Here is a 24,268-nt window from a genome sequence, read left to right as displayed (position 1 = left end):
GGCTCGCCGATGAACCTGCCGGAACTCTGCATCCGCCGGCCGGTGATGACCACGCTGCTGATGGCGGCGCTGGTGATCTTCGGTATAGCCGCCTATCCGAAGCTACCGGTGAACGAGCTGCCCAACGTCGACTTTCCGACGATCAACATCAGCGCCAGCCTGCCCGGCGCCTCGCCGGAAACGATGGCGTCGTCGGTGGCCACGCCCCTCGAGGCGCAGCTGTCGACCATCGCCGGCATCGATTCGATGACCTCGTCCAGTTCGCTGGGCTCTACATCCATCACCGTCACCTTCGCGCTCGATCGCAGCATCGACGGCGCGGCGCAGGACGTGCAGGCGGCGATTTCCGCCGCGACGCGCCAACTGCCGCGCGACATGCCCACGCCGCCGACCTACCGCAAGGTGAACCCGGCCGATGCGCCGATCCTCTACCTCACCATGCAGTCCACCACGCTGCCGCTTTCCACGGTGGACGACTACGCCGAAACGGAACTGGCGCAGCGCCTTTCGATGGTCGACGGCGTGGCACAGGTGAACGTGTATGGCTCGCAGAAGTATGCGGTGCGCATCGCCGTCGATCCCGACCGCCTCGCCGCGACGGGCATCGGCGTGGACAAGATGCGCGACGCCATCGCCGCCGCCAACGTGAACAAGGCGACTGGCTCGCTCAACGGAAAACGCCAGTTGCTGTCGATCCGTTCGGACGGCCAGCTGATGCGCGCGGCGGATTACGGACAGATCGTCGTGGCATACCGCAACGGCGCGCCCGTGCGCCTTTCCGACATCGCCACGCCGCACGACAGTGTGCAGGACGACCAGAAAGCCAGCTGGTTCAACGGCGGCCGTTCGATCACCCTCGCCATCCAGCGCCAGCCGGGTGCGAACACGGTGGAGACGGTGGACAACATCCTCGGCCTGCTGCCCGGGTTCACCGCGACGTTGCCGCCCTCGGTGAAGTTGAACGTGATGTACGACCGTTCGGAGTCCATCCGCGATTCCGTGCACGACGTGCAATTCACGCTGGTGCTCGCGGGCGTGCTCGTGGTGCTGGTGATCTACCTGTTCCTCGGTAACGCGTCCGCTACCCTCATTCCCGCCGTGGCGCTGCCCATTTCCGTATTGGGCACCTTCGGCGCGATGTTCGCGCTCGGCTACAGCCTGGACAACCTGTCGCTCCTGGCGCTCACGCTCGCGGTGGGTTTCGTGGTCGACGACGCCATCGTGATGCTCGAGAACATCATGCGGCACATCGAGGCCGGCGAGGCACCGTTCGACGCGGCCGTGAAGGGCGCCAACGAAATCGGCTTCACCATCTTCTCGATGACCTTGTCGCTGGTGGCGGTGTTCATCCCCGTGATGTTCATGGGCGGCATCGTCGGCCGGCTGTTCCACGAGTTCGCGGTCGTCATCAGTGTGTCGATCCTCATCTCGGGTTTCGTGTCGATCACCCTCACGCCGATGCTGTGCAGCCGCTTCGTCAAGGCGCATGCGCACGAGAAGCGCAGTTTCATCGTCCGCTGGTTCGACCGGGGCTTCACGGCCGTATCGAACGGTTATGCGAGTTCGCTGGGCTGGGGCATGCGGCATCCGCGCACCGTCCTCGGCGTCTTCGCGCTCAGCCTTGTCGCGACGGGCGTGCTTTTCGTCATCACCCCCAAGGACTTCATCCCCGCGGGCGACAGCGGCCAGTTGCGCGTGACCACGGAAGGGCCCACCGACATTTCCTTTGCCGCGATGTCGGTTCGCCAGCAGGCGCTGGCCACCATCGCGCAACAGGACCCGAATATCGAGGCGGTGATGTCGAGCGTCGGCGCGGGCGGTCCGCGTGCCACCGCGAACGCGGGTTCCATGCTCCTGCGCCTGAAATCGCCGGCCGATCGTGGCCACACCACACCCGATGAGGTCACTCAGGACCTGCGCCGCAAGTTCGCCGAGGTGCCGGGCATCCGCACCTACATCCAGAATCCCCCCGCGATCCAGGTCGGTGGCCGGCAGTCGAAGGCGCAATACCAGTACACCGTGCAATCGACCGACCTGCATGCGCTCTACGATTGGTCGGGCCGACTCGCCGTCGCATTCCAGAAGCTGCCGGGTTTCCAGGACGTGACCACCGACCTCGACCTCAACAGTCCATCCATGGTCGTTACGGTGAATCGCGACAAGCTGGCGCCGCTGGGCCTCACCATGGACCAGGTGCAGACAGCGCTCGGCTCCGCGTTCGGCGAGAACCAGATCTCGACGATCTATGGCGCCGCCACGCAGTATTGGGTGATCCTCCAAGTAGAACGGCGCATGCAGGACGACCCCGCCGTGCTGTCAAGACTCTATGTCACCTCGGACAGCGGCAAGCTCATTCCCCTGAACACGGTGGCGAGCTTCAAGCGGACACCGCAGGTACTCACCGTGAACCACCAGGGGCAGTTGCCTGCGGTCACGGTGTCGTTCAACCTCGCGCCCGGCGTGTCGCTGAGCGACGCCGTGTCGAGCATCGATCGCGCCACCACCGAGATGAAGCTGCCGCCCACGCTGAGCGGTGCGGTGCAGGGCACGGCGCAGGCATTCCAGGATTCCGTGAAGGGCATGGGCCTGCTGCTCCTGCTGGCCGTGTTCGTGATCTACCTCGTGCTGGGCATCCTCTACGAGAGCTTCATCCACCCGTTGACGATCCTTTCCGGATTGCCGGCGGCGGCGGTGGGCGCGCTGCTCACGCTGGTGATCTTCAACGCATCGCTCGACCTGTTCGCGTTCGTCGGCATCATCATGCTGGTGGGCATCGTGAAGAAGAATGCGATCATGATGATCGACTTCGCGCTGGAGCGTCAGCGCGAGCCGGGCCTGGCACCGTTCGACGCCATCTACGAGGCATGCCGCGTGCGTTTCCGCCCCATCATGATGACGACGATGGCGGCCTTCGCGGGCACGTTGCCGATCGCGCTGGGCATCGGCGCCGGTGCGGAAACGCGCCGCCCGCTGGGCCTGGCGGTGGTGGGCGGATTGATCGTTTCGCAGATCCTGACGCTGTACCTCACGCCGGTGATCTACCTCTACATGAATCGCCTGCAGGACAGGCTGGCGCCGGCGAAGAAGCTGGAAACCACGCCGGCGCACTGAGGCGCTCCAGGGCCTCTTGCATCTGTGGGAGCCGCTTCAGCGGCGATCCCGCGGCAGCGGGCAGCTTGCCGTGAGCACCCATCGCCGCTGAAGCGGCTCCCACATCGCGTCACGGGCCGACTGTCTCAGTCGTGCGCGCCGTCGTTCTTGAAGGCGCCCGGTGCGGAACCGAAATCGCCGTTCGCCTGCGCGGCCATGTATGCGAACGCCGCATACACCGCCACGTTCTGTGCGAGCGCCTTCGGGTCGATCTTGTCGAGCGTGTCGTTGGCGTTGTGGTGGTAGTCGAAGTAGTCCGTACCGTCCTGCGTGAGCGACAGCGCAGCCATGCCCTTCGCATGCATCTGCGACAGGTCGGAACCGCCGCCACCCGGCTTGGATGCGTCGTACGCCACGCCGATCGGCTCGATCACCTTCGCGATCTGCTCGATGGCGCCGCGCGCTTCCGGCTTCACGCTGGCGGTCATGCGCCAGATGCGGCCGGCGCCGAAGTCGGACTCGGTGCCCAGCTGGAACTTCGAGACTTCCTTCGCATGCGCCTCGGCGTAGGCGCGGCCGCCCCACAGGCCCATCTCTTCGTTCGCGAAGGCGATGACGCGAATGGTGCGATCCGGACGCTGCGGCATGTCCTTGATCAGCTTCGCGGCGGCCGCGGCAATCGCCACGCCGGCGCCGTCGTCGATGGCACCGGTACCGAGGTCCCACGAATCGAGGTGGCCGCCGATGGCGACGACCTGGTCGGGATGCTTGCGGCCGGTGACTTCCGCGATCACGTTCTCGCCTTCATACGTACCCGCGAAACCGACGTCGAGGTCGAGCTTCAGCGACACCGGCTTGCCTTCCTTCAGGATGCGCTCGAGCTGATCGGCGTCCGGCAGCGAGAGCGCCGCGGCGGGAATGGCCTCCTTCGGGTCGCGGAAGCCCGTGACGCCCGTGTGCGGCGTGCGGCTGTGCGGATCGGTGCCGGCGGAGCGCAGCAGGTACGCCGCGGCACCCATCTTCGCGGCGATCACCGCGCCCATCGTGCGCGTGGCCGAGCCCATGCCGTAATCGTGGCCGTCCTTCTGCCGCTGCATGTGCGTGCCGACGTAGACGATCTTGCCCGTGACCGAGGCCGGGTCGGCTTTCTTCAGGGCGTCCAGGTCGTCGAAGCCGACCACTTCGGCGGTGAGGCCGCCCTTGGGGGTGCCGGCGGAATAACCCAGCGCCGTGAGCAGCAGCGGCTGCGGGAACGGCGCGACGATCTCGGCGTGCTCGCTGTGGCGCTGCCAGAGCGGGTAGCTCACCTTCTCCGTATAGACCTTGTCGAAGCCCATCGCCTTGAATTTGGCCACCGTCCAGGCTACGCCACGCGCATCGGCGGCGCTGCCGGCCACGCGGGGGCCGACCTCGGTCGTCAGCTGGCTCACGAACTCGTAGCCGGTGTTGTCGTTCATCGCCCGGTCGCGCAGTTCGGTGGCGGCGGCGACGGCCTTTTCCGGAATCGTGGTGGCCTTGTCGGCGGCGTGGGCGGAAAAGGCAAGCGCAAGGCACGCGGCCAGCGCGTGGAGACGGAGCGTATGACGCATGTGTAACCCCCGGGGACGGAAACGTCGATTATTGCGCCGGGGCAAAAACGGCAGATAGGCCGGAAGTCATGGAATGCGGACCTGTGGGAGCCGCTTCAGCGGCGATCCCGCGGCAGCGGGCAAGCTCCCATCGCCGCTGAAGCGGCTCCCACAGAGTTTCAGGGCGTGCGGTTCTGCTGCTTCAGCAGGTCGCGGATTTCCGTGAGCAGCGCCACGTCCGCCGGCGGCGGGGCAGGCTTGGCTTCCTCATGGCGGGTGAGGCGGTTGATGGCCTTGACCACCAGGAAGATCGCGAACGCGATGATGACGAACTGGATCAGCACGTTGATGAAGACGCCGTACTGCACGGCCACTTCGGCCGTCTTGGTGGCCGGGTCGCCGGGCTTCAGCACCCATTTCCAGTCCGAGAAGTCGATGCCCCCGATGGCCCAGCCGAGCGGCGGCATGATGATGTTGTCGACCAGCGACGTGACGATCTTGCCGAACGCGGCGCCGATCACGACACCGACGGCGAGGTCGACCACGTTACCGCGCAGCGCGAATTTCTTGAATTCCGCGATGAAGCTCATCGGCCCTTCTCCTCATGGCATGGCAGCGTACGAAACAAAGCTAACGATCCTTATGTCGGCACATCGCGAAGTCAGACCACGCGCCCCTCCAGCGTGGCGATACCGTCGAGCGTGGCGCGGAAGCGATCGCCTCGCGCCAGGGCGGCCACGCCGGCGGGTGTGCCGGTGTAGACGATATCACCGGCCTTCAGTTCGAACAGCCGCGACAGTGCACTGAGGATTTCCGGCACATCGAGCACCATGTCGCCGAGCGTGGCCTGCTGGCGCATTTCGCCGTTGACCTCGAGCGCGATGCGCGTTCCTGCCGATATCGCAACGTCGCCGGCGGGAACCAGTGCCGATACGGGCGCGGAATGATCGAAGGCCTTGGCGACGTCCCAAGGAGCGCCCTTCGCCTTCGCCTGCGCCTGCAGGTCGCGCCGGGTGAGGTCCAGGCCCACGCCGTAACCCCAGACGAGCTTGCCGGCTTGCTCCACGGACAGGTCGGAACCACCGGCGCCGAGGGCGACCACCATCTCCACTTCGTGGTGCAGGTCGTTCGTGGCGGAAGGGTACGGGACGTCCGCGCCGTCGGTCACGATGGCATCGGCGGGCTTGGTGAAGAACATGGGATTGGCCTTGTCCACCGATGCGCCCATTTCGCGGGCGTGGTCGGCGTAGTTGCGGCCGATGCAGAAGACACGGCGGACCGGGAAGCGCTCGGCGCGCCCGGCGACGGGAATGCTCGGCTGGGCCGGCGAAGGGATGACGGTATTCATGTGTCCAAGCCTAGCAGGTGACACCTGTCACGGCAGATGACTGATGGGCGGAAGTGGTGCACGGTCCCCGCGGGAACGCATGATCTTGCTGCCGACATGGCCAAGGGGAAAGAGGGAAGATGACTTCGAACACCGAGCTGCTGCGGCAGCTGAAGATCGACAAATCCGCCAGGGAGGCGCAAGGGGGAGGTGCCGGCGGCCGCGGCATCCTGATCGGCGCGGCGGTGCTGGTCGCGCTGCTGGCGCTGGCCGGCGGCACCTGGTTCTACCTTGCCCATCGGCCCGTGGAAGTGCGCACCGCCACGGCCGTCGCGCCCAGCGCGGGCAGCGAGGCGGGCGCGGTGCTCCAGGCCACCGGTTACGTCACCGCGCGCCGCCAGGCGACGGTATCGGCGCAGATCACCGGCACGCTTACGGAAGTCCTGATCGAGGAAGGCGACCGGGTGAAGAAGGGACAGGTACTGGCCCGGCTCGAGGACAACGCCTTGCGCGCGAGCCTCGACTCCGCCCGCGCCAGCGCCGCCGCCGCGCATGCCAGCGTGTTGCAGACCGAGGCACAGCTTGCGCAGGCGCGCCGCGACGCCGATCGGCAGGAAGCCCTCGTGGGTCGCGGACTGGTCTCGCGCCAGCTCGCCGAGCAGACCCGCACCCAAGCCGACACCTATCGCGCGCAGCTCAACACGGCACGACGCCAGGCCGAAGCCGCCGATGCGCAGGTGGGCGTGGGCCAGGTCAATCTCGATTACACCGTGGTGCGCGCGCCGTTCGACGGCGTGATCACCGACAAGGCCGCGCAGGTGGGCGAAATCGTGTCGCCGCTTTCCGCGGGCGGCGGGTTCACGCGCACGGGCGTGGGCACCATCGTCGATATGGATTCGCTGGAAATCGACGTCGACGTCAACGAGGCCTATATCGGCCGCGTGCAGCCCGACATGCCGGCGGAAGCCGTGCTCGATGCTTATCCGGACTGGCGCATTCCCGCGCACGTGATCGCCATCGTGCCCGCCGCGGACCGCGGCAAGGCCACGGTGAAGGTGCGCGTCGCGCTCGAACAGAAAGACGCCCGCATCGTGCCCGACATGGGCGTGCGGGTCTCCTTCCTCGAACGGCGCGCGCCCGCCCAGGCAAACGTTCCCAACGGCGTGCTCGTGCCGGCGGCGGCCCTCGTCCGCCGCGACGATCGCGACGTGGTCTACACCGTTGCCGACGGCAAGGCCGCGAAGCGCCCCGTGAAAGCCGCGAACCAGACCACCGGGGACCTGCGCCTGGTCACCGAAGGAATCGCCGCCGGCGACACCGTGATCGTGTCGCCACCTTCCGATCTCGCCGACGGCGCCGCCGTCCGCGTCGCCACTACGCCCTGACATGCACGGAGACACCACCATGGCCACCCTGATCGACATCCAGGATCTTTCCAAGGTCTACGAGCGCGGCCGGCAGAAGGTCGAAGTGCTGCATGGCGTGAACCTAAAGATCGAGGAAGGCGACTTCCTCGCGCTGATGGGCCCGTCGGGTTCGGGCAAGACCACGTTGCTGAACCTGATCGGCGGACTCGATACGCCGACCGGCGGCAGCATCACCGTCGCGGGCGACCGCATCGACCAGCTCGGGTCCGGTGCGCTGGCGAAATGGCGCGCGGCGCACGTGGGCTTCGTCTTTCAGTTCTACAACCTCATGCCGATGCTCACCGCGCAGCGCAACGTGGAACTGCCGTTGCTGCTCACGAAGCTGTCCGGCGCGCAGCGGAAGCAGAACGCGTCCATAGCCTTGCAGCTGGTGGGCCTTGCCGACCGCGCCACGCACAAGCCGTCGGAGCTCTCGGGCGGACAGCAGCAGCGCGTGGCGATCGCGCGCGCCATCGTTTCCGATCCCACCCTGCTGGTATGCGACGAGCCCACGGGTGACCTCGACCGCCAGTCCGCCGAGGAAATCCTCGGCCTCCTGCGCGAACTCAACCGCGAGCATGGCAAGACCATCGTGATGGTGACGCACGATCCCAAGGCCGCCGAGTACGCCAACCACATCCTGCACCTCGACAAGGGTACCCTCGTCGAACAGGCCCTGGTGTGACGGGGAGGATGCCGGCATGAAGTACCTGCACCTCATCTGGGCCGCGCTGTTCCGGCGCAAGGCGCGCACCTTCTTCACCCTGGTGTCGATCCTCGCGGCATTCCTCCTGTTCGGCATGCTCGACGCCACCCGCGCCGCGTTCTCTTCCGGGGGCAGCGTGATCGGCGTCGATCGCCTGATCACTACCTCGCGCTATTCCATCATCCAGTCGCTGCCCGCCAGCCTTGCGACGCGCATGCAGGCGGTGCCGGGCGTGAAGAGCGTGGGCTACGCGAACTGGTTCGGCGGTATCTACCAGGACCCGAAGAACTTCGTGCTCAGCTTCGCGGTGAGCGACAACTATCTCGACATCTACCACGAGATCGTGCTGCCTCCCGAACAGCGCAAGGCCTTCGAGAACACCCGCACGGGTGCCATCGTCGGCGAGGCGCTGGCGAAGCGCTTCGGCTGGAAGGTGGGCGACAAGATTCCGCTGCAGTCCACGATCTTCCCGCAACGCAACGGCGACAAGACGTGGCCGTTCGACCTCGTGGGCATCTACACGCCCGCGAAGGGCGCCGCCAACGGCACCGACCAGCAGTTCTTCTTCCACCACAAGTACTTCGAGGACGCCAACGCTTTCCAGACCCTAGGAACCACGGTGGGGTGGTATGCGGTGAAGCTTACGTCCGCCGACAAGGCCGACGCCGTGGCCAAGGCCATCGACGCGCTCTCGGCCAATTCCGACCACGAGACGAAGACGCAGACGGAGCAGGCGTTCAACGCCTCGTTCGCCAAGCAGCTCGGCGACATTGGCCTGATCGTGTCGGCGATCATGGGCGCAGTGTTCTTCACGCTGATCCTGCTTACCGGCAACACCATGGCGCAGGCGGTGCGCGAACGCACGAACGAGTTGGCCGTGCTGAAGACGATCGGTTTCTCCAGCGGCAGCGTGCTCGGCATGGTGCTGGCCGAGGGCGTGCTGTTGCTGTTGCTTGGCGGAGTGCTCGGGCTGGGCCTCGCGGGCGTCCTCGTGCCGATCGTGGCGAAGGGCAGCGGCGGCATGCTCAACCTCCCGCCCATCGGCATGCAGACCTGGATCCTCGGCATCGTGCTGATGCTGGTCATCGGCGCGCTCGTCGGCGCGCTGCCCGCCATCCGCGCCATGCGGTTGAACATCGTCGACGCGCTCGCCGGTCGCTGAGGAGACACATCGATGAAAAGTGCAAAGACATTCGGCGTTCGTGTCCTCACCCTGCTTGTGGTGGCGGTGTTCCTCGCGGTCTGGATCGTGCTGCCGTGGCCCGGCATCGTCGCGCTGGCCGTGGCGCTCGCCCTATGGATGGCGGCCACCCGGCGCGGGCGGCAGACATGGGAGGTGACCAAGGTGGGACTCGCCACGGTCACCCAGCGGCTGGGCTCCTCGTCGGTCGTGGTCGTGGGCATCGCTGGTGTGGTGGGCGTCCTCGTGGCGATGCTCGCCATGAGCGAAGGCTTCGCCGATACCCTGCGGGCCACGGGCAACGACCGTACGGCCATCGTGCTGCGCGGCGGATCGCAGGCGGAGCTCAACTCCATCCTCGACCGCGACAGCGCCAACGTGGTGATCCAGGCGCCCGGCGTGAAGAAGGACGCGCAAGGCAGACCGATCGCCTCCGGCGAACTCGTCGTCGTGGCGAACCTGCCGCGCAAAGGCGATCCGAACAGCGATTCGAACGTGCCGATCCGCGGCGTGAGCGAGGACGTCTGGAGCCTGCGCGACCAGGTGAAGATCGTGGAGGGTCGCAAGTTCAAGCCGGGCCTGCGCGAACTGATCGTCGGCAAGGGCGCCCGGGAGCAGTTCGAGGGGCTGGACGTCGGCAAGAGCATCCGCCTCGCCGGACAGACCTGGACCGTAGTCGGCACCTTCGCATCGAACGATGCACTGGAATCGGAACTCTGGGGCGACACGCAGAGCGTCGCCTCGGCGTACCGCCGCGGCAGCAGCGTGCAGTCGGTGACGGTGCTGCTCGATTCGCCGAAGGCGTTCGACACCTTCAAGGCCAGCCTCGCGGCGGATCCCCGCCTGAAGGTGGACGCGAGCACCACGCGCGAGTACTTCGGCAAGCAGTCGGAAGGCCTGACCAAGGTATTGCGCGCGGTGGGCATCACCGTGGGCATCATCATGGCGATCGGTGCCGTGTTCGGCGCGCTCAACACGATGTTCGCGGCCATCCAGGCGCGTGCACGCGAAATCGCCACGCTTCGCGCCATCGGTTTCCGCGGGTTGCCGGTGGTGGTGTCGGTGATGCTGGAGACGATGCTGCTCGCGTTGCTCGGCGGCGTGATAGGCGCCGGTATCGTCTGGATCGTCTTCAACGGCTATACGGCATCCACGCTGGGCTCGAACTTCAGCCAGGTGGTCTTCCGCTTCCACGTGAGCGGTAGCCTGCTCTGGACCGGCATCAAATGGGCGCTCGCCATCGGTTTCATCGGCGGACTGTTCCCGGCCCTGCGCGCCGCACGGGTGCCGGTGACCACGGCGTTGCGGGAGCTGTGATCTTTGCGGCGCACTCGTGCGTGCAGCGGCGCGGCTTACTCGAATGAGCCGTCACCGCCCTTGGTCGCTATCGCATTCCCTATTGGGGAGGCTCGACGAACACGCGGGCATACGCGCGGCTGACTGCGAAGGACTTTTATAACTGGATGCGATAGGCAGAAGTCCCGGCGTCGCCTGTCCTGACACCAGGATGTGTCTCGCTTCCAGCAGCCGCAGTTGCCTCTGGTATTGGCGGTGTCATTAAGGGTGCCATGCGCCCAGGTGGCCGACATATCGCCGCATATGGAAGATGCAAACACGCAAGCTTTGAGGCGTCGCTGCCGGAAATGCGCATTTATAGACGATGTTCTTCCTCGAATAGCGCAAATTGTAGGGGTACACCTACAGACTCAAGTCTCGTGATTCTGCTATACGGGATGTGAAACGGGGCCGCTCACAATTGATCAGAAAGGAGCATCGTCTATGCGAGCAATGCAAGCCATAGTCACAGTCACTCTGGCGTTAATTGCTTTTATTCCGCTGGCGGTAGCCAGGGCAGCCACGGTGGAACCGATAACGGTTGTACTGTCATCTTCGCCGGACCCTGCAGATGCTGGAACTGCAAAGATTATCGTCACGATAACCAATAACGGTGATGCGCCAGTTACTTTGTATAAGTACCGTCTTCCATTCGACTGGAATGGTCCATTGCCCAATAGTCAGTTCGAAGTTAGATCTCCCGAAGGCCAAATCCAAGAGTATGTTGGAGATTTTGACTACGTTGTTGGTACAAGCCCAAGCAACTTCGTCCAGTTGCAGCCCCATCAAACCTTAAGTGGGAAGGTTGACCTCTGGTTGTCGTACAGATTTGATTTGCAGGTATTCAACCGATTCAAGGTCCGTTACCAGCTTCCCTTGGGAATCGTAATGGAGGGGGACGAAGCAGACGAGAATGCGCCCGATTACGAGAACAATCCAAATCGGAGGCGGCTGGTTGAGAGCAATGAACTTCAAATAACGGTTATTCCAGGTGCGGGCATCAACGCACCAGGTCCGTCTCACCGTCGTGGTGCTGACACAATCAATTTGAATACCTTTTCGTCCGGGTATGCAATCAACGATCCTGATGGCACATGTAAGGACGGTCAGCCTGAGATGGTAATTAATGCCTTCCTCGGAGCCAATGATATTGCGTCATCATCGGTTTATTATACCAGCACGATCTTCGGTCAAAACGGATATGATTCAACGAAGGAAGCGGCGAAGACTTGGACCGAATACTTCGGCTCCTATGACGGCGATGGAAAAATGCCGGGCAGTGGAGGTTCTTATTATTCCAGGTTTGGCACGACAGTAGCGAAGATGCGTGCCCTGCTTTACGACTCTGCGGCGCATTATCCAGGACTTACATTTTCACCAACAATACAATGCACCTGCCCGCCCAATACCATGCCTGATGTGGCGGCGAAGGCCCGTCCTTACCACACAATCTTGCTATGTCAGAAATTCTTTGAGCTTCCAGCCAAGGGTGGCCCGAATTCGCAGGCTCTTACGCTTTACCATGAATTAAGTCACTACAAAACCGCCATCGATAATGGTAGCGGCGGAACTGTGCAAGTCCCGGCAACCGTTGATTACGGATATACCGACGCTTGGGACCGGTCTCTTGCTCGCGATCACCCGGATCAGGCCGTAGCTAACGCTGAGAATTATGAGAAATTTGGTATCGCTGCAATGCGATATCTCCAGCGTCCGGGTTGGTAACTCGCCGATAAACGTGACACGTGATCTGTGTCGTACAGGCCAGGTGGTCTTCCGCTTCCATATGAGCGGCAACCTGCTCTAGAACGGCATCAAGTGGGCGCTGGTCATCGGCTTCATCAGCGGACTGTTCCCGGCCCTTCGCGCCGCGCGGGTGCCGGTGACCACGGCGCTGCGGGAGCTGTAATTGTCGGGGGCCGCACCGTGTTGACTGGGCGCTCCTACGGTAACGTACACTTCCGGCACGCTGCCCTCTTCCTTTACACCTATGTCCTGTTCCTCATCCGGATCGGGAGTGCGGCATCTGCCCTCGTGGGCATGGCCCTGTTTCTTGGCCATACCGGGTTCTTCGTGCACGCGCTGACGGCGCGCAAGAGACGCTCGTTGCCGACAGCCGCCCAGCCTAGCCCGCCGGATCTTCCCCGTTCCTGATCGCCACCGCGTCCCTGCGCGGTGGTGACCCGAACATGCGCGCGTATTCGCGACTGAACTGGGAGGGGCTTTCGTAGCCGACACGATAGGCGGCGGTTTCGGCGTTGGCTTGCCCAGCCACCAGCAGGTGCCTCGCTTCCAGCAGCCGCAATTGCTTCTGGTACTGCAGCGGCGTCATCGACGTCAGCGCCTTGAAGTGTCGGTGGAACGCCGACGGACTGAGCTGGGCGATGCTCGCCAGTTCATCGATGTGCATGGGTTCGGCGAAGTTGGCGCGCAAGGTTTGCACGGCGCCGAGCACGCGTCGCGTGCCCGGATCGCCGAGCGTCACCTTCGCCACATCGGCAGCGTGCGGCCCGGTGAGCAACCAATAGGCGATTTCACGCTTGATCAACGGCGCCACGTGGGGAATCGCTTCCGGCGTATCCAGCAACCGAACCAGGCGCAGCACGCAGTCCGAAAGCGGGCCGTCGTAGTGCGTGACGAAAACCCCGCGTGCCACGCCCGGCGACGGCCGTACCGGTGTCGGCAGTTCCTCGATCACCTGGCCCAGCATCTTCGGATCCAGACCGACGGCGATGCCCAGGAACGGCTCGTCAGGGCTGGCTTGAACGACGCGGCTGAAGGCCGGCATCTCGACGCTGACCACCAGCGCCTGCCCGGCGCCGTATTCGTAGCGCCGCCCACCGAAGGCGCTCCACTTAGCGCCCTGGGCCACCACGCACAGCGATGGACGAAACAAGACCTGCGACTGGTGCGGCAGGTCGGCACGCATGATCACCACGTCGTCGATCGCGGTGAACCACGGCGACGTGCCGCCTTGGCTATCGGTGTAACGCTTTATGGCGTCGAGCAGCGGGCGCGACATGGGGCCATCCGAGGGGGTGGTCGATGCAAAGCATCCTATCCCGGTGAGCATTCTTTCGCCGGTTGGGTGACAGGATTGGGCAAGAACGTGCTCGGTTTCGGCATATGGGCTCGCCGCTCTCCTTCAAGCTGGGGCCCCATCCATTACGCCTTTTCGGCAATTGAGTCGCAAAGTCTTGCGATTTCTGCGCAGGGGCTCGTATAACCCTGCGACACGAAGTGCGCGCGAGGACCGGGCCATCTAGTCTGTTCTCGCTTTGAACAAGCGTTCGACAGGGAGCAGGTGGGTGGGTGTTTTCCGGGGGTCTCTTACGCGCGCGCACGAATGCATCCCCAAGTCATCTGACCCCTTGGCAATGAATTACGCGACCAAGATGACATTGGACCGGCTGGTAACTCATCGCTACGAGCCAGCAGATGAGTGCGGAAGGGTTACCCCTCTATCGGTCGTGCGGGCGGTCCGGAGCCTGGACGCGAAAGTGCATACCCTTCTAAGTCTGGAAGGCGACGATGAGCGGTATCCAAAGTTGATGATCGGTGGAGGATCCGGTCGATTTATCGTCGCCTACGCGGAGGGCGGAGGCCAGCCGGAGTGGTGGAGCGTTGTTGATCGCAGCAAAGATGATGGCAGTGAGGTGTTGATTGTTGGGGGGCAGGAGGGCGAGTACCCGTCCAATCTCCTCGTTGAACTTGATACGGCAGAAAGGATTGCGCTTCACTTTCTGGAATCCGGAGATATGTATCCCGGGGTTCAATGGGAATGCCAATGAAACCTAAGTCCATCGTAAACCCGGGGCAGAAATGAAGGTCACTCCTATCGCGCTTGAGCTTACGGACGAGCAGAAGGCTTATTTCAAGCCGATGCTCCCCCCAATCGAAATGATTCGCGCCTATCTGTCAAGAAAGTGGGCGGGCATCGTCAAGCGCGGATCCATCGAAGCAGACGAGCAGTTCTAGCGTGACAATGACTTCTTTCTCCAGAGCCATCGTTCGTCTATATGGATGTTTCCTCGTGCTGGTGGTGTCGATATCGCTGTATGCCTGTGAAAAAAAACAGGACGAAGGTTATTCGCCGAATGGCAGTGAGCCATCTCTACGCGAACAGTACAGCAGCTTTCCGGCCTTGCCCGCGACGCGCGATGCCTTTGATGCCGCGGTAGCTGGGGTAGGACTCAGAGTTGAGGAGCGGGTTAAGAATTACACGGAAGGTGGCCCGCTGACCTGCCCCGCACCGCTCAGGGCTCCGGAAGAAATTCGGCGCCGCATAGCGAGTTGTTTAATGATCTACGGCAAGGATACCCCGGAGTTTTCTGAACAATATGTGGCGTTTATCGACGGCACCGGCTCCGTCATCTATGTGGAGAACGCTTACGGATACCCTTCTAGATAAGTAATCGTGGCCTTGCGAAGTGACCGCCTTCAAGATCAGGCAAGAAAACGCCCACTTCCGGCATTCGATCCCGACGCACCCGCGCCTAATCTTCCCGTCATCATTCAACGGGAGTGCGTCATGCAAGGTTCCGAATCGAAAGGCCGCGTCGCCGTGGTCACCGGCGGCAGTCGCGGGCTGGGGCGCAATACGGTGCTGCAACTGGCCCGACGCAGGGTGTTCAGCGTCTTCACTTATCACTCCAACGAGACGGAGGCCAAGGCTGTCGTCGAGATGGCCGCGGCGGAAGGCGCCAAGGCCGTGGCGCTTCAGCTCGACACCGGCAATACCGCCGCGTTTCCGGATTTCACGCAGCGCTTGCGGGAGGCCTTGCGGCAGCTGGGAGCCGAGAGCTTCGACTACCTCGTGCATAACGCGGGCACCTCGCATCACGCGCCGATCGCGGACACCACCGAGGCGCAGGTGGATGCCCTCTACCAGGTGCATTTCAAGGGCGTGTTCTTCCTGACCCAGGCGTTGCTTCCCCTGCTGCGCGATGGCGGCCGCATCGTGACGGTATCCAGTGGCCTGACGCGTGTAGCCATGCCGGGCAGTGCTCCCTACGCAGCCATGAAAGGCGCGGTGGAGGTTCTCACCCGCTACCTGGCCAAGGAGCTGGGACCGCGCGGCATCACGGCGAACTGTGTCGCGCCAGGTGCTGTGGAGACGGACTTCAGCGGCGGCATGGTGCGGGACAACCCGGAGGTGAACAAGATGGTGGCCGGGTTCACCGCGCTCGGCCGCGCCGGCGTGCCGGACGACATCGGCCCCATGATCGCGTCGCTCCTGTCGGACGACAACCGATGGGTTAACGGCCAGCGCATCGAAGTATCGGGCGGCATGCTGCTCTAGTCCGGCGCCCGCACGCCGGATCAATCGCTCCAGGTCAGCTTCGCGGAGCCCAAGGTGTCGGTGCGGCGCACGCACTGGCGCGACTCCATGGACCACGACCCGCCGCTGTCCAGGCAGGCGTCCACATCGGCGAGTTCCTGCGCCAGCCCGCGCGGATCGGGTGCTTGCGGGTGGAAGCGCTGGCAGGATGCGAGCGCGGCGATGGCCACGCCGAAAACCGTGATCATGCGCGCCATCCACCAGCGTCGGCTTTGCGGGCAGCCGAAAGGTATCGATCCGGTCCGAGCCAAGGCCTCACTCCCGTAACGAGGCAGGCCAGCCTAGGGAGTCGTGAGATCAACGGACATCGAATAATTCTGAAAACGGGCGCGGTGGGCCTACTGTGGGACCCACGTCACACTCGTGTCAGGCTTTGCGCACCCGCATCATCGTGATAATGCCGACACCCACGAGGATGATGGCCATGCCGGTGAGATCGAACGCGCCCACATGCTCGCCGGCGAGGGCCACGCCGAACAGCACGGCCACCGGCGGGTTCACGTAGGCATAGCTGGTGGCAAGCGCGGGCCGCACCGTCTTGAGCACGTAGAGGTAAGCGCTGAAGGCGATGATCGAGCCGAAGACGACGAGATAACCGAGCGCCGCCGTGGCGCCCGCTTCCGGATGCGCCGGAATGCGTTCGCCGTGCAGCAGCGCGATGATCGACAGCGAGACGCTGGCGCAGAGCATCTGCGCGGCGGTGTTCATCGGCCCCTTCGGCATGTCCTGGCGCTTCGACCACACCGAGCCGAAGGCCCACGACATCGCGGCGACGATCAACGCGATGGCCCCCAGCGGCGAGCCGGCCAGGCCGGCGCCGAGGTTCAGCACGATGACGCCCACGAAACCGAGCAGAAGCCCCACCGTTTCGCCGCGCGACGGCCACTCGCCGTAGATGCCGCCGAACACCGCGGCGAACAGCGGCATGCTTGCCACCGCCACGGCGGCGATGCCCGAGCCCACCGACTGCTCCGCGAAGCAGACCAGGCCGTTGCCGCCCGCCAGCAGCAGCGTGCCGACGATGGCGGCGTTCTTCCACTGGCGCGCGGTGGGCAGGGCTTCACCACGTACGCGCAGTACGGCGAACAGGAGCACGCCCGCGACGGCGAAGCGGATGGCGGCCAGCATGAAGGGCGGATAGCTCACCAGCGCATAGCGGATGGCGAGGTAAGTGGAACCCCAGATCACGTACAGCGCGAACAGCGACAGCGGCACCAGCCAGCGCGGATCGGCCACGGCGGAGACGGGGGCTTGGTTGGTACAGGCAGTGTCTGACATGGGGAAATCCGGGGTCGTTCGCAGCGCGTCGTGCGTTGCGAATCACGCAAGATATCGCTGCCGGCCTCGCCGCGGTAGCGAAACCTTTCGAGGTCAGCCTTGAATGGGTTTCATGGCCCGCTCGGTGGCGAGCAACTGCTGTTTGATGTCCAGGCCCCAGCGCCAGCCGCCCAGGCTGCCGTCCTCGCGGATGATCCGGTGGCAGGGCACCAGCAGCGCCAGTTTGTTGCTGCCGCAGGCTCGCCCGATGGCTCGCGCGGCCTTCGGCACGCCCAGCTTCGCGGCCAGTTCGCCGTAGCTCAGGGTCTCGCCGCGGGGAATGCGGGTAAGGGCGTCCCAGACACGCCACTGGAAAGCCGTGGCCGCCACGTCCAGGGGCGGCATGGCCGGTGCGTCGCGATCGCTCCAACCCAGCTCGCTGGCCACGCGGCCGATCACCGCGTCGAGCCATTCTTCGCGGCCTTCGTCCACGCGTTCGCGTTGGGCAAGGGGAAACTCCGCCGCGAGACGGGCTTCGAGTTCGGCATCGGTATCGCCCAGCGTGACCGAGCAGATGCCCTTCGCGGTGGTAGCCACCAGCAGCTGCCCCAGCGGTGTGCTCGTGGTGGTGTAGCGAATGGAGGCGCCCGCGCCGCCGGCGCGGTAGCTGGCTGGGGTCATGCCAAGGCGGCGGTCGCTTTCCTCGTACACGCGGCTGCCAGAGCCGAACCCGGCTTCGTAGACCGCGTCGGTGACGGCCGCACCGTCGCGCAGCGCGTCACGCAACTGGCCGAAGCGGCGGGCGCGGGCGTATTCGGCCGGGCTGACCCCGTAGCGGCGGCGGAAGGCCCGCTGCAGATGCGTGGGGCTCAGGCCCGCAATGCCTGCGAGCGTGGCGAGATCGGTGGCGCCGTCGCCGCGCTCGAGGGCGGCGCGGACGCGTTCAAGGGCATCGTCGGCGGTGGGGCGCATGGGGCGGATATGGGCGTTCATCGTGGCCTCCTTGATGGAGACCAGCGTAGGACGAGGGCGCCCCCGTCACCATCCGCTTCTTGCGCGGATCAGTGATGGACCGGCCGGCCCTGGCGGATGACGACGAATTCGCCTTCCAGGACATCCGGCTGCTTCGCCGTGGGGCGGGCGCCGCCCGCCATGCGGGTACGGGAAAGCTTCCACTGGCGCACGGCCAGGAAGACCAGGCCGCCCGCGAACAACACGCCGAGCACGACCACGCCGAACACCAGCAGCACGCCCACCACGGCAAGGCCCAGCACCAGCGACAGGGCGCGGACAAGAGGATTGCGGGAACGGCGAATGGGCGGGAAGACGAGGCGCATTGGTTAAAAATCCGTATGTGGCACAATGACATGCATGCGAGCCCCTGTACCTTGGGGCATCCCGTCCCCATAGACAAGTGCCATGACGACTACCGCCCAAGCCGCCCCTCTCTGCCAACTGGCGGACATCCCCGATGGCAACGCCATCGAAGTCGAAGCCGTAGTGAACGGAGAGACGGAATCCCTGATGGTGTACCGCCATGGGAACGAGGCCCGGGCCTATTTCAACGTCTGCCCCCATGCGGGCCGGCGCCTGGACTACGTTCCCGGCAAGTTCCTGGTCCGTGACGGCCGGATCATCTGCGCGGCCCATGGGGCCACCTTCACGGCCGACACCGGCGACTGCACGGCGGGCCCCTGCCGGGGCGACCGGCTCCGTACCGTGGCGGTTGCCGTGACCAACGGATTCGTTCACCTCGCCTGACGACGGTATTCCGGGAATGTGTGGGAGCCGCTTCAGCGGCGATGGGTACTCGCGGCAAGCTTGCCTGCTGCCGCAGGATCGCCGGCATAGCCGGCTCCCACAGGATTTCAGCGGTACATGAGGTTGATGGTGACGAGGGTCAGCGTCAGGATCAGGATCGTCAGCGGCAGGCCCACGCGCAGGAAATCCTTCGACCGGTAGCCGCCGGGGCCGGCCACCATCATCAGGGCCGGGTGGCCGGATGGCAGCAGGAAGGTGTTCGACGAGGACACCGCCACGATCAGTGCGTAGGCCGACGGGTTGCCGCCCGTGGTGACGGCGACGCTGATGGCGATGGGTACCATCATCACCGTGGCACCCACGTTCGACATGACCTGCGAGAACAGCAGCGTGAGCACCGCGATGGACAGCTGCAACGTCCACTGCGGCGCATGGCCGAGGATCTGCAGTACTTCCTGCGCGATCCACGACGCGGTACCGGTGGAGTCCATCGACCAGCCCAGCGGGATGAGGCAGGCGGTGACGAAGATGGTCTTCCAGTTGATGGCCTTGTAGGCCTCGTCCATGTTCAGCACACCGGTGAGCAGCATGCCCACGGCGCCCGTCATCATCGCCACCGACAGGTCGAGGTGGGTGAACAGCGCCAGGCACTTCGCCAGCACGAAGAAGCCCACCGCCTGCCAGATCTTGCCGGGGCGCTGTTCTTCCTTCGGGATGTCGGTGACCACGACGATGTCGCGGTCTTCTTCCGCCAGCATGAGGTCGCGCCACTTGCTGTGCAGCACGAGGGTGTCGCCGGCACGCAGGGTCACGGCGCGCACGTCCTCGCGGAACACTTCGTCGCCGCGGTTCACCGCCAGCACGGAAATGCCGAAGCGCTTGCGCAGGCGCAGGTCGCCCACGCTCTGCTTGATGAAGCGCGAGCTGGGCGGCACCACGGCTTCGGAAATACCCGCGCGCGTGGTGTTGAACTGCTCGCCCAGCTGGCGCATGCGCATGGACACGCGGCACAGCTGGTTGTTCGCGAACGCCATGATGGCGTCGCGCGGGGCGAGCACACCCAGCACCGTGCCCACCCAGATCATCTGGTCCGACGGCGGGGCCACGCGGCTTTCGTTGCCGTTCTTGATGGCCAGGATCAGCGGCGCGCCGTGCAGCTGTTCCACTTCGCCGATGCTCATGCCCACCAGTGGGCTTTCCGCCGTGACGGTGAGCTCGGCCGTCTCGCCGGCGATGCCATAGGTGTCGGCGAAGTAACTTTCCGTGCGCCCGGGCGTGACCTTCAGGCGATCGTCTTCGCGCTCCGGCAGCAGCTTGCGCGTGAAGAGGTAGAAGAAAAGCACGCCGGTGACGGCCAGCACGAGGCCCACCGGCGTGACGCTGAAGAGCCCGAACTTCGGAATGGTGTGCGCACCGGGGGGGAGGTTGCTGTTCGCGCTGGCGATCAGGTCATTGAGGACGATCAGCGGCGAGTTCGCGATCAGCGTGGTGTTCGTGGCCGTGAGGATGCAGAAGGCCATCGGCAGCAGCAGGCGCGACATCGGCACGCCGGTGCGGGCGGACAGGCGGCTGGTGACGGGGATCATCAGCGCGGCCAGCGCCTGGCTGGGGATCACGGCGCTGAAGAGGCTGGTGACGCTGTTCACCACCACGCCCAGGCGGGATTCCACCCCTCGGGCCATGCGCATGACGAAGGCGGCGGTGAGGTTCAGCACGCCGGCGCGGTCGAGCCCCGCGCCCATGATCATGATGGCGATGATCGCGATGACGGCGTTGCCGGCGAAGCCGTTGAACACCTGGTCGCCGGGGATCAGGCCGGTGAGGCCAATCGTGACCACCACGAGCAGGGCGACCATGTCGGCCCGGATCCACTCCAGAACGAGCATGAGCATGGTGAAGCCCACCAGGCCCAGCACGAGGATCATTTCGGGAGTGAGTGTGAGAGCCACTAGCCGGCTATCCGGATCCGGTCGGTTGGAACATGCGGTGGCATGGTGCTGCCAGGCTGTGGAGTTGCCGCAGGAGTATACGCGCTGGGTGTGGACAAGGGCTGAAGCTGACGATTGTGGGAGCCGGCTATGCCGGCGATCCCGCGCAGCGGGCAAGCGCATCGCGAGCACCGTATCGCCGCTGAAGCGGCTCCCACTTCCGTGGGTCAGTGATCAGCCTTCAACTCGCTCGTACAGGAAGTCCCACACGCCGTGGCCGAGGCGCGTGCCGCGACGCTCGAAGTGCGTTTCGATGCGCCACGCCGGACGCTCGGCGGTTGCTCCCGGCCCGACCCGGTTGCGCCAGCCCGGTGCCGCTTCCATGGTTTCCCGCATGTGCTCGGCGTAGGCCTCCCAGTCGGTGGCGAGGTGGAGCAGGCCGCCGGGCGCCATGCGCGAGGCAAGCAGTTCGACGAACGCCGGCTGGACCAGGCGCCGCTTGTTGTGCCGCTTCTTGTGCCAGGGGTCCGGGAACCAGATGCGCACTTCCGACAGGCTGCCCGCGGGGATCTCGTGCTCCAGCACTTCCACGGCGTCGTGCTTGTAGAGCCGCACGTTGCCCGCATCGCGCGCGGCCAGGGTGTTCATGACGCGGCCCACGCCGGGGCCATGCACTTCCACGCCGATGTAGTCGCGGGCAAGGTCGTGCTCGCTGGCCCAGGCCAGCGCCTCGCCGTTGCCGAAGCCGATCTCGAGCACGCGCGGCGCGCTACGCCCGAAGGTGGCGTCGAGGTCGCGTTCCGTGCCGGTGTAGTCGAGCCCGAAGCGCGCCCAGTGGTCGTCGAAGGCGCGTTGCTGGGCCGGGGTCATGCGGCCCTCGCGCAGCACGAAGCTGCGGATGCGGCGATGGAACGGGGCGTCGCCCGTGGTTTCGTCGTCGTGCGCCATCGTCAGCCCACCAGTCCGTCGACGGGGCTCGAAGCCGAGGCGAAACGCTTGCGGGGAATGCGGCCGGCGCGAAACGCGGCACGGCCTGCCTCGACCGCCAGCTTCATCGCATGCGCCATCAGCACCGGGTCCTTCGCGCCGGCGATGGCGGTGTTCATCAGCACGCCATCGCAGCCCAGTTCCATGGCGATGGCCGCATCCGAGGCGGTGCCCACGCCGGCATCCACGATCACCGGCACCTTCGCGTTCTCCACGATCTCGAGCAGGTTGTAGCGGTTCTGGATGCCGAGCCCCGAGCCGATCGGCGCGGCGAGCGGCATGATGGCGGCACAGCCGATCTCTTCCAGGCGACGCGCGAGGATCGGGTCGTCGGAGGTGTACACCATGACGTCGAAGCCGTCGGCCACCAGTTTCTCCGCGGCGGCCAGGGTCTGCACCACGTCCGGATAGAGCGTGCGCTCGTCGCCCAGCACTTCCAGCTTCACCAGGTTGTGGCCGTCGAGCAACTCGCGCGCGAGCCGGCAGGTGCGCACGGCGTCGTCGGCCGTGTAGCAGCCGGCGGTGTTGGGCAGCAGGGTGAAGCGGTCCGGCGGCAGCGCGTCCAGCAGGTTCGGCTGGCTGGCGTCCTGGCCGATGTTCACGCGGCGGATGGCCAGCGTGACGATCTGCGCCCCGGCCGCATCGGTGGCGCGGCGGGTCTCGTCGAAATCCTTGTACTTGCCGGTGCCGGTGAGCAGGCGCGAATGGAAGGTGCGGCCGGCCACGGTGAGGAGGTCGTCGGCGGCGGGAGCGAAGTGGTTCATGCGGGTTTCCGTCGGGGCGTGGCGTCAGCCGCCGCCAATGGCGTGGACGATCTCCACCCGGTCGCCTTCGGCGAGCAGGTGCGTCGCGTGCGCGCTGCGCGGCACGATTTCGAGGTTCACTTCCACCGCCACCCGTTTGCCGGCATAACCGGCGGCGTCGAGCAGGGCGGACACGGACGTACCCGGCGCGCAGTCGCGCGCATCACCGTTGAGCGTAATCAGCATCCGCCGATTCTAGCGAGCCCGTCACTCCGGGTGTAGGCGCAAGCGCTTCAGCGGCCGCGCCACCCGTCGCCACCGCGCATCGGAATGCCCGTGCCCGGCTGGTTCCCCGAGCCCATGCCGGTTCCCGGCTGCGGCGCCCGGCTGTTCGTGTAGCCCGTGCCCGGCTGCACCGGCGGGGTTCCGTAGTAGCCGTGGTTCCAGCCACGGTTGCGATCGCGGTCGTTCCAGCCTGGCTGACGCTCGGGCGCCAGTTTCACGCCCGCGCCGCCACCGGCAGAGGTAGTGCCACTGCCGGCAGCCAGGCTGAGCGATCCGCCGCGCCCGTCGTCGTGGCCGCCGTGCCCATGGCCCGGGCCGTCGTGATCGTGGTCGTGTCCTGGCCGGCCATGGTCGTGGTCGCGCCCGCCACGGCCGTCGCGGTCGTTCCAGCCGTAACCGGGGGGATAGCCGCCATAGCCATAGCCATAGCCATAGCCGTAGCCGTTGTCCACCACGGTGCCGTTGCCGCCGTAGTCCGTGCGGTCCTCGTAACCGCCACCACCCACCGAAACCTGGCCGCCCACATAAAGGCGAGCCGGCTGGGGCAGGGTGCCGGTGCTGACGGTTTCCTTCCGGACCGGCGCCGAGGGCCCCGAGATATAGCTGACGCCCGGTTTCGGCATGTCGGCGGTGGACACCGTCCGCGATTGCGCCACGACCCCGCCCGCGGCCAGCGCGAGCCCGACGGCGATGGAAAGCGAAAGCGATCGATGCATGGCCCGACCCTCGTAAGGATTCCCGTAGCCGATTATGCGCGCACCCCTTCCCGGTGGCGTAAGAACCCGCCGCCATGTTCAGCCACCCGCCACCTTTGCCCCCGCCGCCGCACTCGTATTACCATCCGAGCCCGACGCGGGTGTAGCTCAATGGTAGAGCTGTAGCTTCCCAAGCTACTGACGAGGGTTCGATTCCCTTCACCCGCTCCAGTTTGGGCCCGCTACGCTACACAACGCCTCCCGGGTCACTGTCACTGCCAATTTGTCCTTGGTAAAATGGACAGATGTCGGCACTGCTCCGACGCATAGCTTGCGGAGAATCGACCGGTGAAAGCGCCAACGTTGAAAGACAAGGCCGCGTACTACGCCAAGGTCCGCGCCGCGAATTATGCCGACAGCCTTCGCCTCGAAGGGTTCGATGTGCGTCGCAAGGAAGGCAAAAAAGCTCCGTCAGCGGCTGCGGCGATCAAGAAGCGGTCCCGGACATCCATGTGAGTCAGGATAAGTACGGGGTTGACGACGATCCGTACTGTTACGCGGGCTCAACGATCCCAGGTTCCCCACTGACCAGGTAACTCTTCGCGGCGTAACATCTGCGGTAGTTCACATTCTCCTGGAACTGTCTCTTATACACATCT

Annotated in this window: 25 protein-coding genes, 1 tRNA gene and 1 pseudogene; 14 read left to right on the top strand and 13 right to left on the bottom strand. The window is 65.2% G+C overall.

Going from position 1 to position 24,268, the window contains the following annotated elements; genetic code table 11:
• Positions 1-9: 9 nt before the first annotated feature.
• Complete coding sequence (locus tag ACPYOD_RS12245) at positions 10-3,111, top strand: efflux RND transporter permease subunit (protein ID WP_481302007.1); 3,102 nt, start codon at positions 10-12, stop codon at positions 3,109-3,111.
• A 125-nt stretch (positions 3,112-3,236) separates the two neighbouring features.
• Here the strand turns inward: ACPYOD_RS12245 and ACPYOD_RS12240 are convergent, their stop codons facing one another.
• The 3 genes from ACPYOD_RS12240 to ACPYOD_RS12230 all read right to left on the bottom strand — a co-directional run bounded on the left by ACPYOD_RS12240 (position 3,237) and on the right by ACPYOD_RS12230 (position 6,006).
• Positions 3,237-4,679 carry a M20/M25/M40 family metallo-hydrolase gene (locus tag ACPYOD_RS12240; protein ID WP_481302006.1) on the bottom strand — a complete coding sequence of 481 codons (1,443 nt, stop codon included), beginning with the start codon at positions 4,677-4,679 and terminating at the stop codon, positions 3,237-3,239.
• Between the two features lie 158 nt (positions 4,680-4,837).
• The gene (mscL, locus tag ACPYOD_RS12235; RefSeq protein ID WP_481302005.1) at positions 4,838-5,248 is read right to left on the bottom strand and encodes a large-conductance mechanosensitive channel protein MscL; all 411 of its coding nucleotides are present in this window, start codon (positions 5,246-5,248) and stop codon (positions 4,838-4,840) included.
• A 71-nt stretch (positions 5,249-5,319) separates the two neighbouring features.
• Positions 5,320-6,006: a fumarylacetoacetate hydrolase family protein gene (locus ACPYOD_RS12230; RefSeq protein WP_481302004.1), complete on the bottom strand. Its 687-nt coding sequence runs from the start codon at positions 6,004-6,006 to the stop codon at positions 5,320-5,322.
• 119 nt (positions 6,007-6,125) lie between these two features.
• Here ACPYOD_RS12230 and ACPYOD_RS12225 point away from each other — a divergent pair, with 119 nt between their 5' ends.
• The 6 genes and pseudogenes from ACPYOD_RS12225 to ACPYOD_RS12200 form a co-directional block, all read left to right on the top strand.
• On the top strand, positions 6,126-7,370 hold the full coding sequence (locus ACPYOD_RS12225; protein ID WP_481302003.1) for an efflux RND transporter periplasmic adaptor subunit: 1,245 nt from the start codon (positions 6,126-6,128) through the stop codon (positions 7,368-7,370).
• Between the two features lie 19 nt (positions 7,371-7,389).
• Positions 7,390-8,076: an ABC transporter ATP-binding protein gene (locus ACPYOD_RS12220; protein ID WP_481302002.1), complete on the top strand. Its 687-nt coding sequence runs from the start codon at positions 7,390-7,392 to the stop codon at positions 8,074-8,076.
• Between the two features lie 16 nt (positions 8,077-8,092).
• Positions 8,093-9,259 (top strand): ABC transporter permease, encoded by a 1,167-nt coding sequence (locus tag ACPYOD_RS12215; RefSeq protein ID WP_481302001.1) that lies wholly within the window; start codon positions 8,093-8,095, stop codon positions 9,257-9,259.
• A 12-nt stretch (positions 9,260-9,271) separates the two neighbouring features.
• Entirely contained in the window at positions 9,272-10,594 is a 1,323-nt protein-coding gene (locus ACPYOD_RS12210; RefSeq protein ID WP_481302000.1) for an ABC transporter permease, read from the top strand.
• A 462-nt stretch (positions 10,595-11,056) separates the two neighbouring features.
• Positions 11,057-12,337: a M35 family metallo-endopeptidase gene (locus ACPYOD_RS12205; protein ID WP_481301999.1), complete on the top strand. Its 1,281-nt coding sequence runs from the start codon at positions 11,057-11,059 to the stop codon at positions 12,335-12,337.
• Between the two features lie 40 nt (positions 12,338-12,377).
• Positions 12,378-12,521, top strand: a pseudogene (locus tag ACPYOD_RS12200) (ABC transporter permease); the annotation flags it as partial.
• A 216-nt stretch (positions 12,522-12,737) separates the two neighbouring features.
• On the opposite strand, the gene ACPYOD_RS12195 reads toward ACPYOD_RS12200, so the two are convergent.
• Positions 12,738-13,634, bottom strand: coding sequence for an AraC family transcriptional regulator (locus ACPYOD_RS12195; protein ID WP_481301998.1), 897 nt, complete (start codon positions 13,632-13,634; stop codon positions 12,738-12,740).
• A gap of 355 nt (positions 13,635-13,989) precedes the next feature.
• On the opposite strand from ACPYOD_RS12195, the gene ACPYOD_RS12190 reads away from it, so the two are divergent.
• From ACPYOD_RS12190 to ACPYOD_RS12175, 4 genes are all read left to right on the top strand, one after another.
• Positions 13,990-14,403 (top strand): Imm1 family immunity protein, encoded by a 414-nt coding sequence (locus ACPYOD_RS12190; protein ID WP_481301997.1) that lies wholly within the window; start codon positions 13,990-13,992, stop codon positions 14,401-14,403.
• A 31-nt stretch (positions 14,404-14,434) separates the two neighbouring features.
• Positions 14,435-14,590, top strand: coding sequence for a hypothetical protein (locus ACPYOD_RS12185; protein ID WP_481301996.1), 156 nt, complete (start codon positions 14,435-14,437; stop codon positions 14,588-14,590).
• A gap of 7 nt (positions 14,591-14,597) precedes the next feature.
• A complete protein-coding gene (locus ACPYOD_RS12180; protein ID WP_481301995.1) occupies positions 14,598-15,023 on the top strand; it encodes a hypothetical protein in 426 nt (141 codons plus the stop codon).
• Between the two features lie 120 nt (positions 15,024-15,143).
• The gene (locus ACPYOD_RS12175) at positions 15,144-15,914 is read left to right on the top strand and encodes an SDR family NAD(P)-dependent oxidoreductase (RefSeq protein WP_481301994.1); all 771 of its coding nucleotides are present in this window, start codon (positions 15,144-15,146) and stop codon (positions 15,912-15,914) included.
• Positions 15,915-15,934: 20 nt separating this feature from the next.
• On the opposite strand, the gene ACPYOD_RS12170 is transcribed toward ACPYOD_RS12175, so the two are convergent.
• The 4 genes from ACPYOD_RS12170 to ACPYOD_RS12155 all read right to left on the bottom strand — a co-directional run bounded on the left by ACPYOD_RS12170 (position 15,935) and on the right by ACPYOD_RS12155 (position 18,547).
• Positions 15,935-16,141, bottom strand: a complete 207-nt coding sequence (locus ACPYOD_RS12170; RefSeq protein WP_481301993.1) for a hypothetical protein — start codon at positions 16,139-16,141, stop codon at positions 15,935-15,937.
• Positions 16,142-16,319: 178 nt separating this feature from the next.
• Positions 16,320-17,231: a drug/metabolite exporter YedA gene (gene yedA / locus ACPYOD_RS12165; protein WP_481301992.1), complete on the bottom strand. Its 912-nt coding sequence runs from the start codon at positions 17,229-17,231 to the stop codon at positions 16,320-16,322.
• 93 nt (positions 17,232-17,324) lie between these two features.
• Positions 17,325-18,203, bottom strand: coding sequence for a methylated-DNA--[protein]-cysteine S-methyltransferase (locus ACPYOD_RS12160; RefSeq protein ID WP_481301991.1), 879 nt, complete (start codon positions 18,201-18,203; stop codon positions 17,325-17,327).
• A 68-nt stretch (positions 18,204-18,271) separates the two neighbouring features.
• Positions 18,272-18,547, bottom strand: a complete 276-nt coding sequence (locus ACPYOD_RS12155; RefSeq protein WP_481301990.1) for a hypothetical protein — start codon at positions 18,545-18,547, stop codon at positions 18,272-18,274.
• Between the two features lie 82 nt (positions 18,548-18,629).
• Here ACPYOD_RS12155 and ACPYOD_RS12150 point away from each other — a divergent pair, with 82 nt between their 5' ends.
• Positions 18,630-18,971, top strand: a complete 342-nt coding sequence (locus ACPYOD_RS12150; RefSeq protein ID WP_481301989.1) for a Rieske (2Fe-2S) protein — start codon at positions 18,630-18,632, stop codon at positions 18,969-18,971.
• Positions 18,972-19,078: 107 nt separating this feature from the next.
• Here the strand turns inward: ACPYOD_RS12150 and ACPYOD_RS12145 are convergent, their stop codons facing one another.
• The 5 genes from ACPYOD_RS12145 to ACPYOD_RS12125 form a co-directional block, all read right to left on the bottom strand.
• A complete protein-coding gene (locus ACPYOD_RS12145) occupies positions 19,079-20,896 on the bottom strand; it encodes an SLC13 family permease (RefSeq protein WP_481302031.1) in 1,818 nt (605 codons plus the stop codon).
• Positions 20,897-21,133: 237 nt separating this feature from the next.
• Positions 21,134-21,847, bottom strand: a complete 714-nt coding sequence (gene trmB, locus ACPYOD_RS12140; protein WP_481301988.1) for a tRNA (guanosine(46)-N7)-methyltransferase TrmB — start codon at positions 21,845-21,847, stop codon at positions 21,134-21,136.
• 2 nt (positions 21,848-21,849) lie between these two features.
• Positions 21,850-22,650, bottom strand: coding sequence for a thiazole synthase (locus ACPYOD_RS12135; RefSeq protein ID WP_481301987.1), 801 nt, complete (start codon positions 22,648-22,650; stop codon positions 21,850-21,852).
• A 24-nt stretch (positions 22,651-22,674) separates the two neighbouring features.
• Complete coding sequence (gene thiS / locus ACPYOD_RS12130) at positions 22,675-22,875, bottom strand: sulfur carrier protein ThiS (protein ID WP_413624397.1); 201 nt, start codon at positions 22,873-22,875, stop codon at positions 22,675-22,677.
• 47 nt (positions 22,876-22,922) lie between these two features.
• Positions 22,923-23,630, bottom strand: a complete 708-nt coding sequence (locus ACPYOD_RS12125) for a hypothetical protein (RefSeq protein WP_481301986.1) — start codon at positions 23,628-23,630, stop codon at positions 22,923-22,925.
• Positions 23,631-23,766: 136 nt separating this feature from the next.
• Between ACPYOD_RS12125 and ACPYOD_RS12120 the strand changes: the two genes are divergently transcribed.
• Together ACPYOD_RS12120 and ACPYOD_RS12115 are read left to right on the top strand one after the other, a co-directional pair.
• Positions 23,767-23,840 (top strand) — tRNA-Gly (locus ACPYOD_RS12120).
• Between the two features lie 117 nt (positions 23,841-23,957).
• On the top strand, positions 23,958-24,125 hold the full coding sequence (locus ACPYOD_RS12115; protein ID WP_481301985.1) for a YhfG family protein: 168 nt from the start codon (positions 23,958-23,960) through the stop codon (positions 24,123-24,125).
• Positions 24,126-24,268: the final 143 nt, after the last annotated feature.

The sequence above is a fragment of the Luteibacter sp. HAY1-4A genome, from assembly GCF_056755355.1.
This window is presented reverse-complemented; position numbering and strand designations above follow the sequence as displayed.

Bases quoted from the DNA above. Each gene is read 5' to 3' on its own strand.
- trmB (WP_481301988.1), bottom strand. From the start codon at position 21,847: ATGGCGCACGACGACGAAACCACGGGCGACGCCCCGTTCCATCGCCGC.
- ACPYOD_RS12220 (WP_481302002.1), top strand. From the start codon at position 7,390: ATGGCCACCCTGATCGACATCCAGGATCTTTCCAAGGTCTACGAGCGC.
- thiS (WP_413624397.1), bottom strand. From the start codon at position 22,875: ATGCTGATTACGCTCAACGGTGATGCGCGCGACTGCGCGCCGGGTACG.
- ACPYOD_RS12215 (WP_481302001.1), top strand. From the start codon at position 8,093: ATGAAGTACCTGCACCTCATCTGGGCCGCGCTGTTCCGGCGCAAGGCG.
- ACPYOD_RS12195 (WP_481301998.1), bottom strand. From the start codon at position 13,634: ATGTCGCGCCCGCTGCTCGACGCCATAAAGCGTTACACCGATAGCCAA.
- ACPYOD_RS12245 (WP_481302007.1), top strand. From the start codon at position 10: ATGAACCTGCCGGAACTCTGCATCCGCCGGCCGGTGATGACCACGCTG.
- ACPYOD_RS12175 (WP_481301994.1), top strand. From the start codon at position 15,144: ATGCAAGGTTCCGAATCGAAAGGCCGCGTCGCCGTGGTCACCGGCGGC.
- ACPYOD_RS12185 (WP_481301996.1), top strand. From the start codon at position 14,435: ATGAAGGTCACTCCTATCGCGCTTGAGCTTACGGACGAGCAGAAGGCT.
- ACPYOD_RS12190 (WP_481301997.1), top strand. From the start codon at position 13,990: ATGAATTACGCGACCAAGATGACATTGGACCGGCTGGTAACTCATCGC.
- ACPYOD_RS12240 (WP_481302006.1), bottom strand. From the start codon at position 4,679: ATGCGTCATACGCTCCGTCTCCACGCGCTGGCCGCGTGCCTTGCGCTT.
- ACPYOD_RS12205 (WP_481301999.1), top strand. From the start codon at position 11,057: ATGCGAGCAATGCAAGCCATAGTCACAGTCACTCTGGCGTTAATTGCT.
- ACPYOD_RS12155 (WP_481301990.1), bottom strand. From the start codon at position 18,547: ATGCGCCTCGTCTTCCCGCCCATTCGCCGTTCCCGCAATCCTCTTGTC.
- ACPYOD_RS12160 (WP_481301991.1), bottom strand. From the start codon at position 18,203: ATGAACGCCCATATCCGCCCCATGCGCCCCACCGCCGACGATGCCCTT.
- yedA (WP_481301992.1), bottom strand. From the start codon at position 17,231: ATGTCAGACACTGCCTGTACCAACCAAGCCCCCGTCTCCGCCGTGGCC.
- ACPYOD_RS12230 (WP_481302004.1), bottom strand. From the start codon at position 6,006: ATGAATACCGTCATCCCTTCGCCGGCCCAGCCGAGCATTCCCGTCGCC.
- ACPYOD_RS12145 (WP_481302031.1), bottom strand. From the start codon at position 20,896: ATGATCCTCGTGCTGGGCCTGGTGGGCTTCACCATGCTCATGCTCGTT.
- ACPYOD_RS12135 (WP_481301987.1), bottom strand. From the start codon at position 22,650: ATGAACCACTTCGCTCCCGCCGCCGACGACCTCCTCACCGTGGCCGGC.
- ACPYOD_RS12210 (WP_481302000.1), top strand. From the start codon at position 9,272: ATGAAAAGTGCAAAGACATTCGGCGTTCGTGTCCTCACCCTGCTTGTG.
- ACPYOD_RS12180 (WP_481301995.1), top strand. From the start codon at position 14,598: ATGACTTCTTTCTCCAGAGCCATCGTTCGTCTATATGGATGTTTCCTC.
- mscL (WP_481302005.1), bottom strand. From the start codon at position 5,248: ATGAGCTTCATCGCGGAATTCAAGAAATTCGCGCTGCGCGGTAACGTG.
- ACPYOD_RS12150 (WP_481301989.1), top strand. From the start codon at position 18,630: ATGACGACTACCGCCCAAGCCGCCCCTCTCTGCCAACTGGCGGACATC.
- ACPYOD_RS12170 (WP_481301993.1), bottom strand. From the start codon at position 16,141: ATGATCACGGTTTTCGGCGTGGCCATCGCCGCGCTCGCATCCTGCCAG.
- ACPYOD_RS12225 (WP_481302003.1), top strand. From the start codon at position 6,126: ATGACTTCGAACACCGAGCTGCTGCGGCAGCTGAAGATCGACAAATCC.
- ACPYOD_RS12125 (WP_481301986.1), bottom strand. From the start codon at position 23,630: ATGCATCGATCGCTTTCGCTTTCCATCGCCGTCGGGCTCGCGCTGGCC.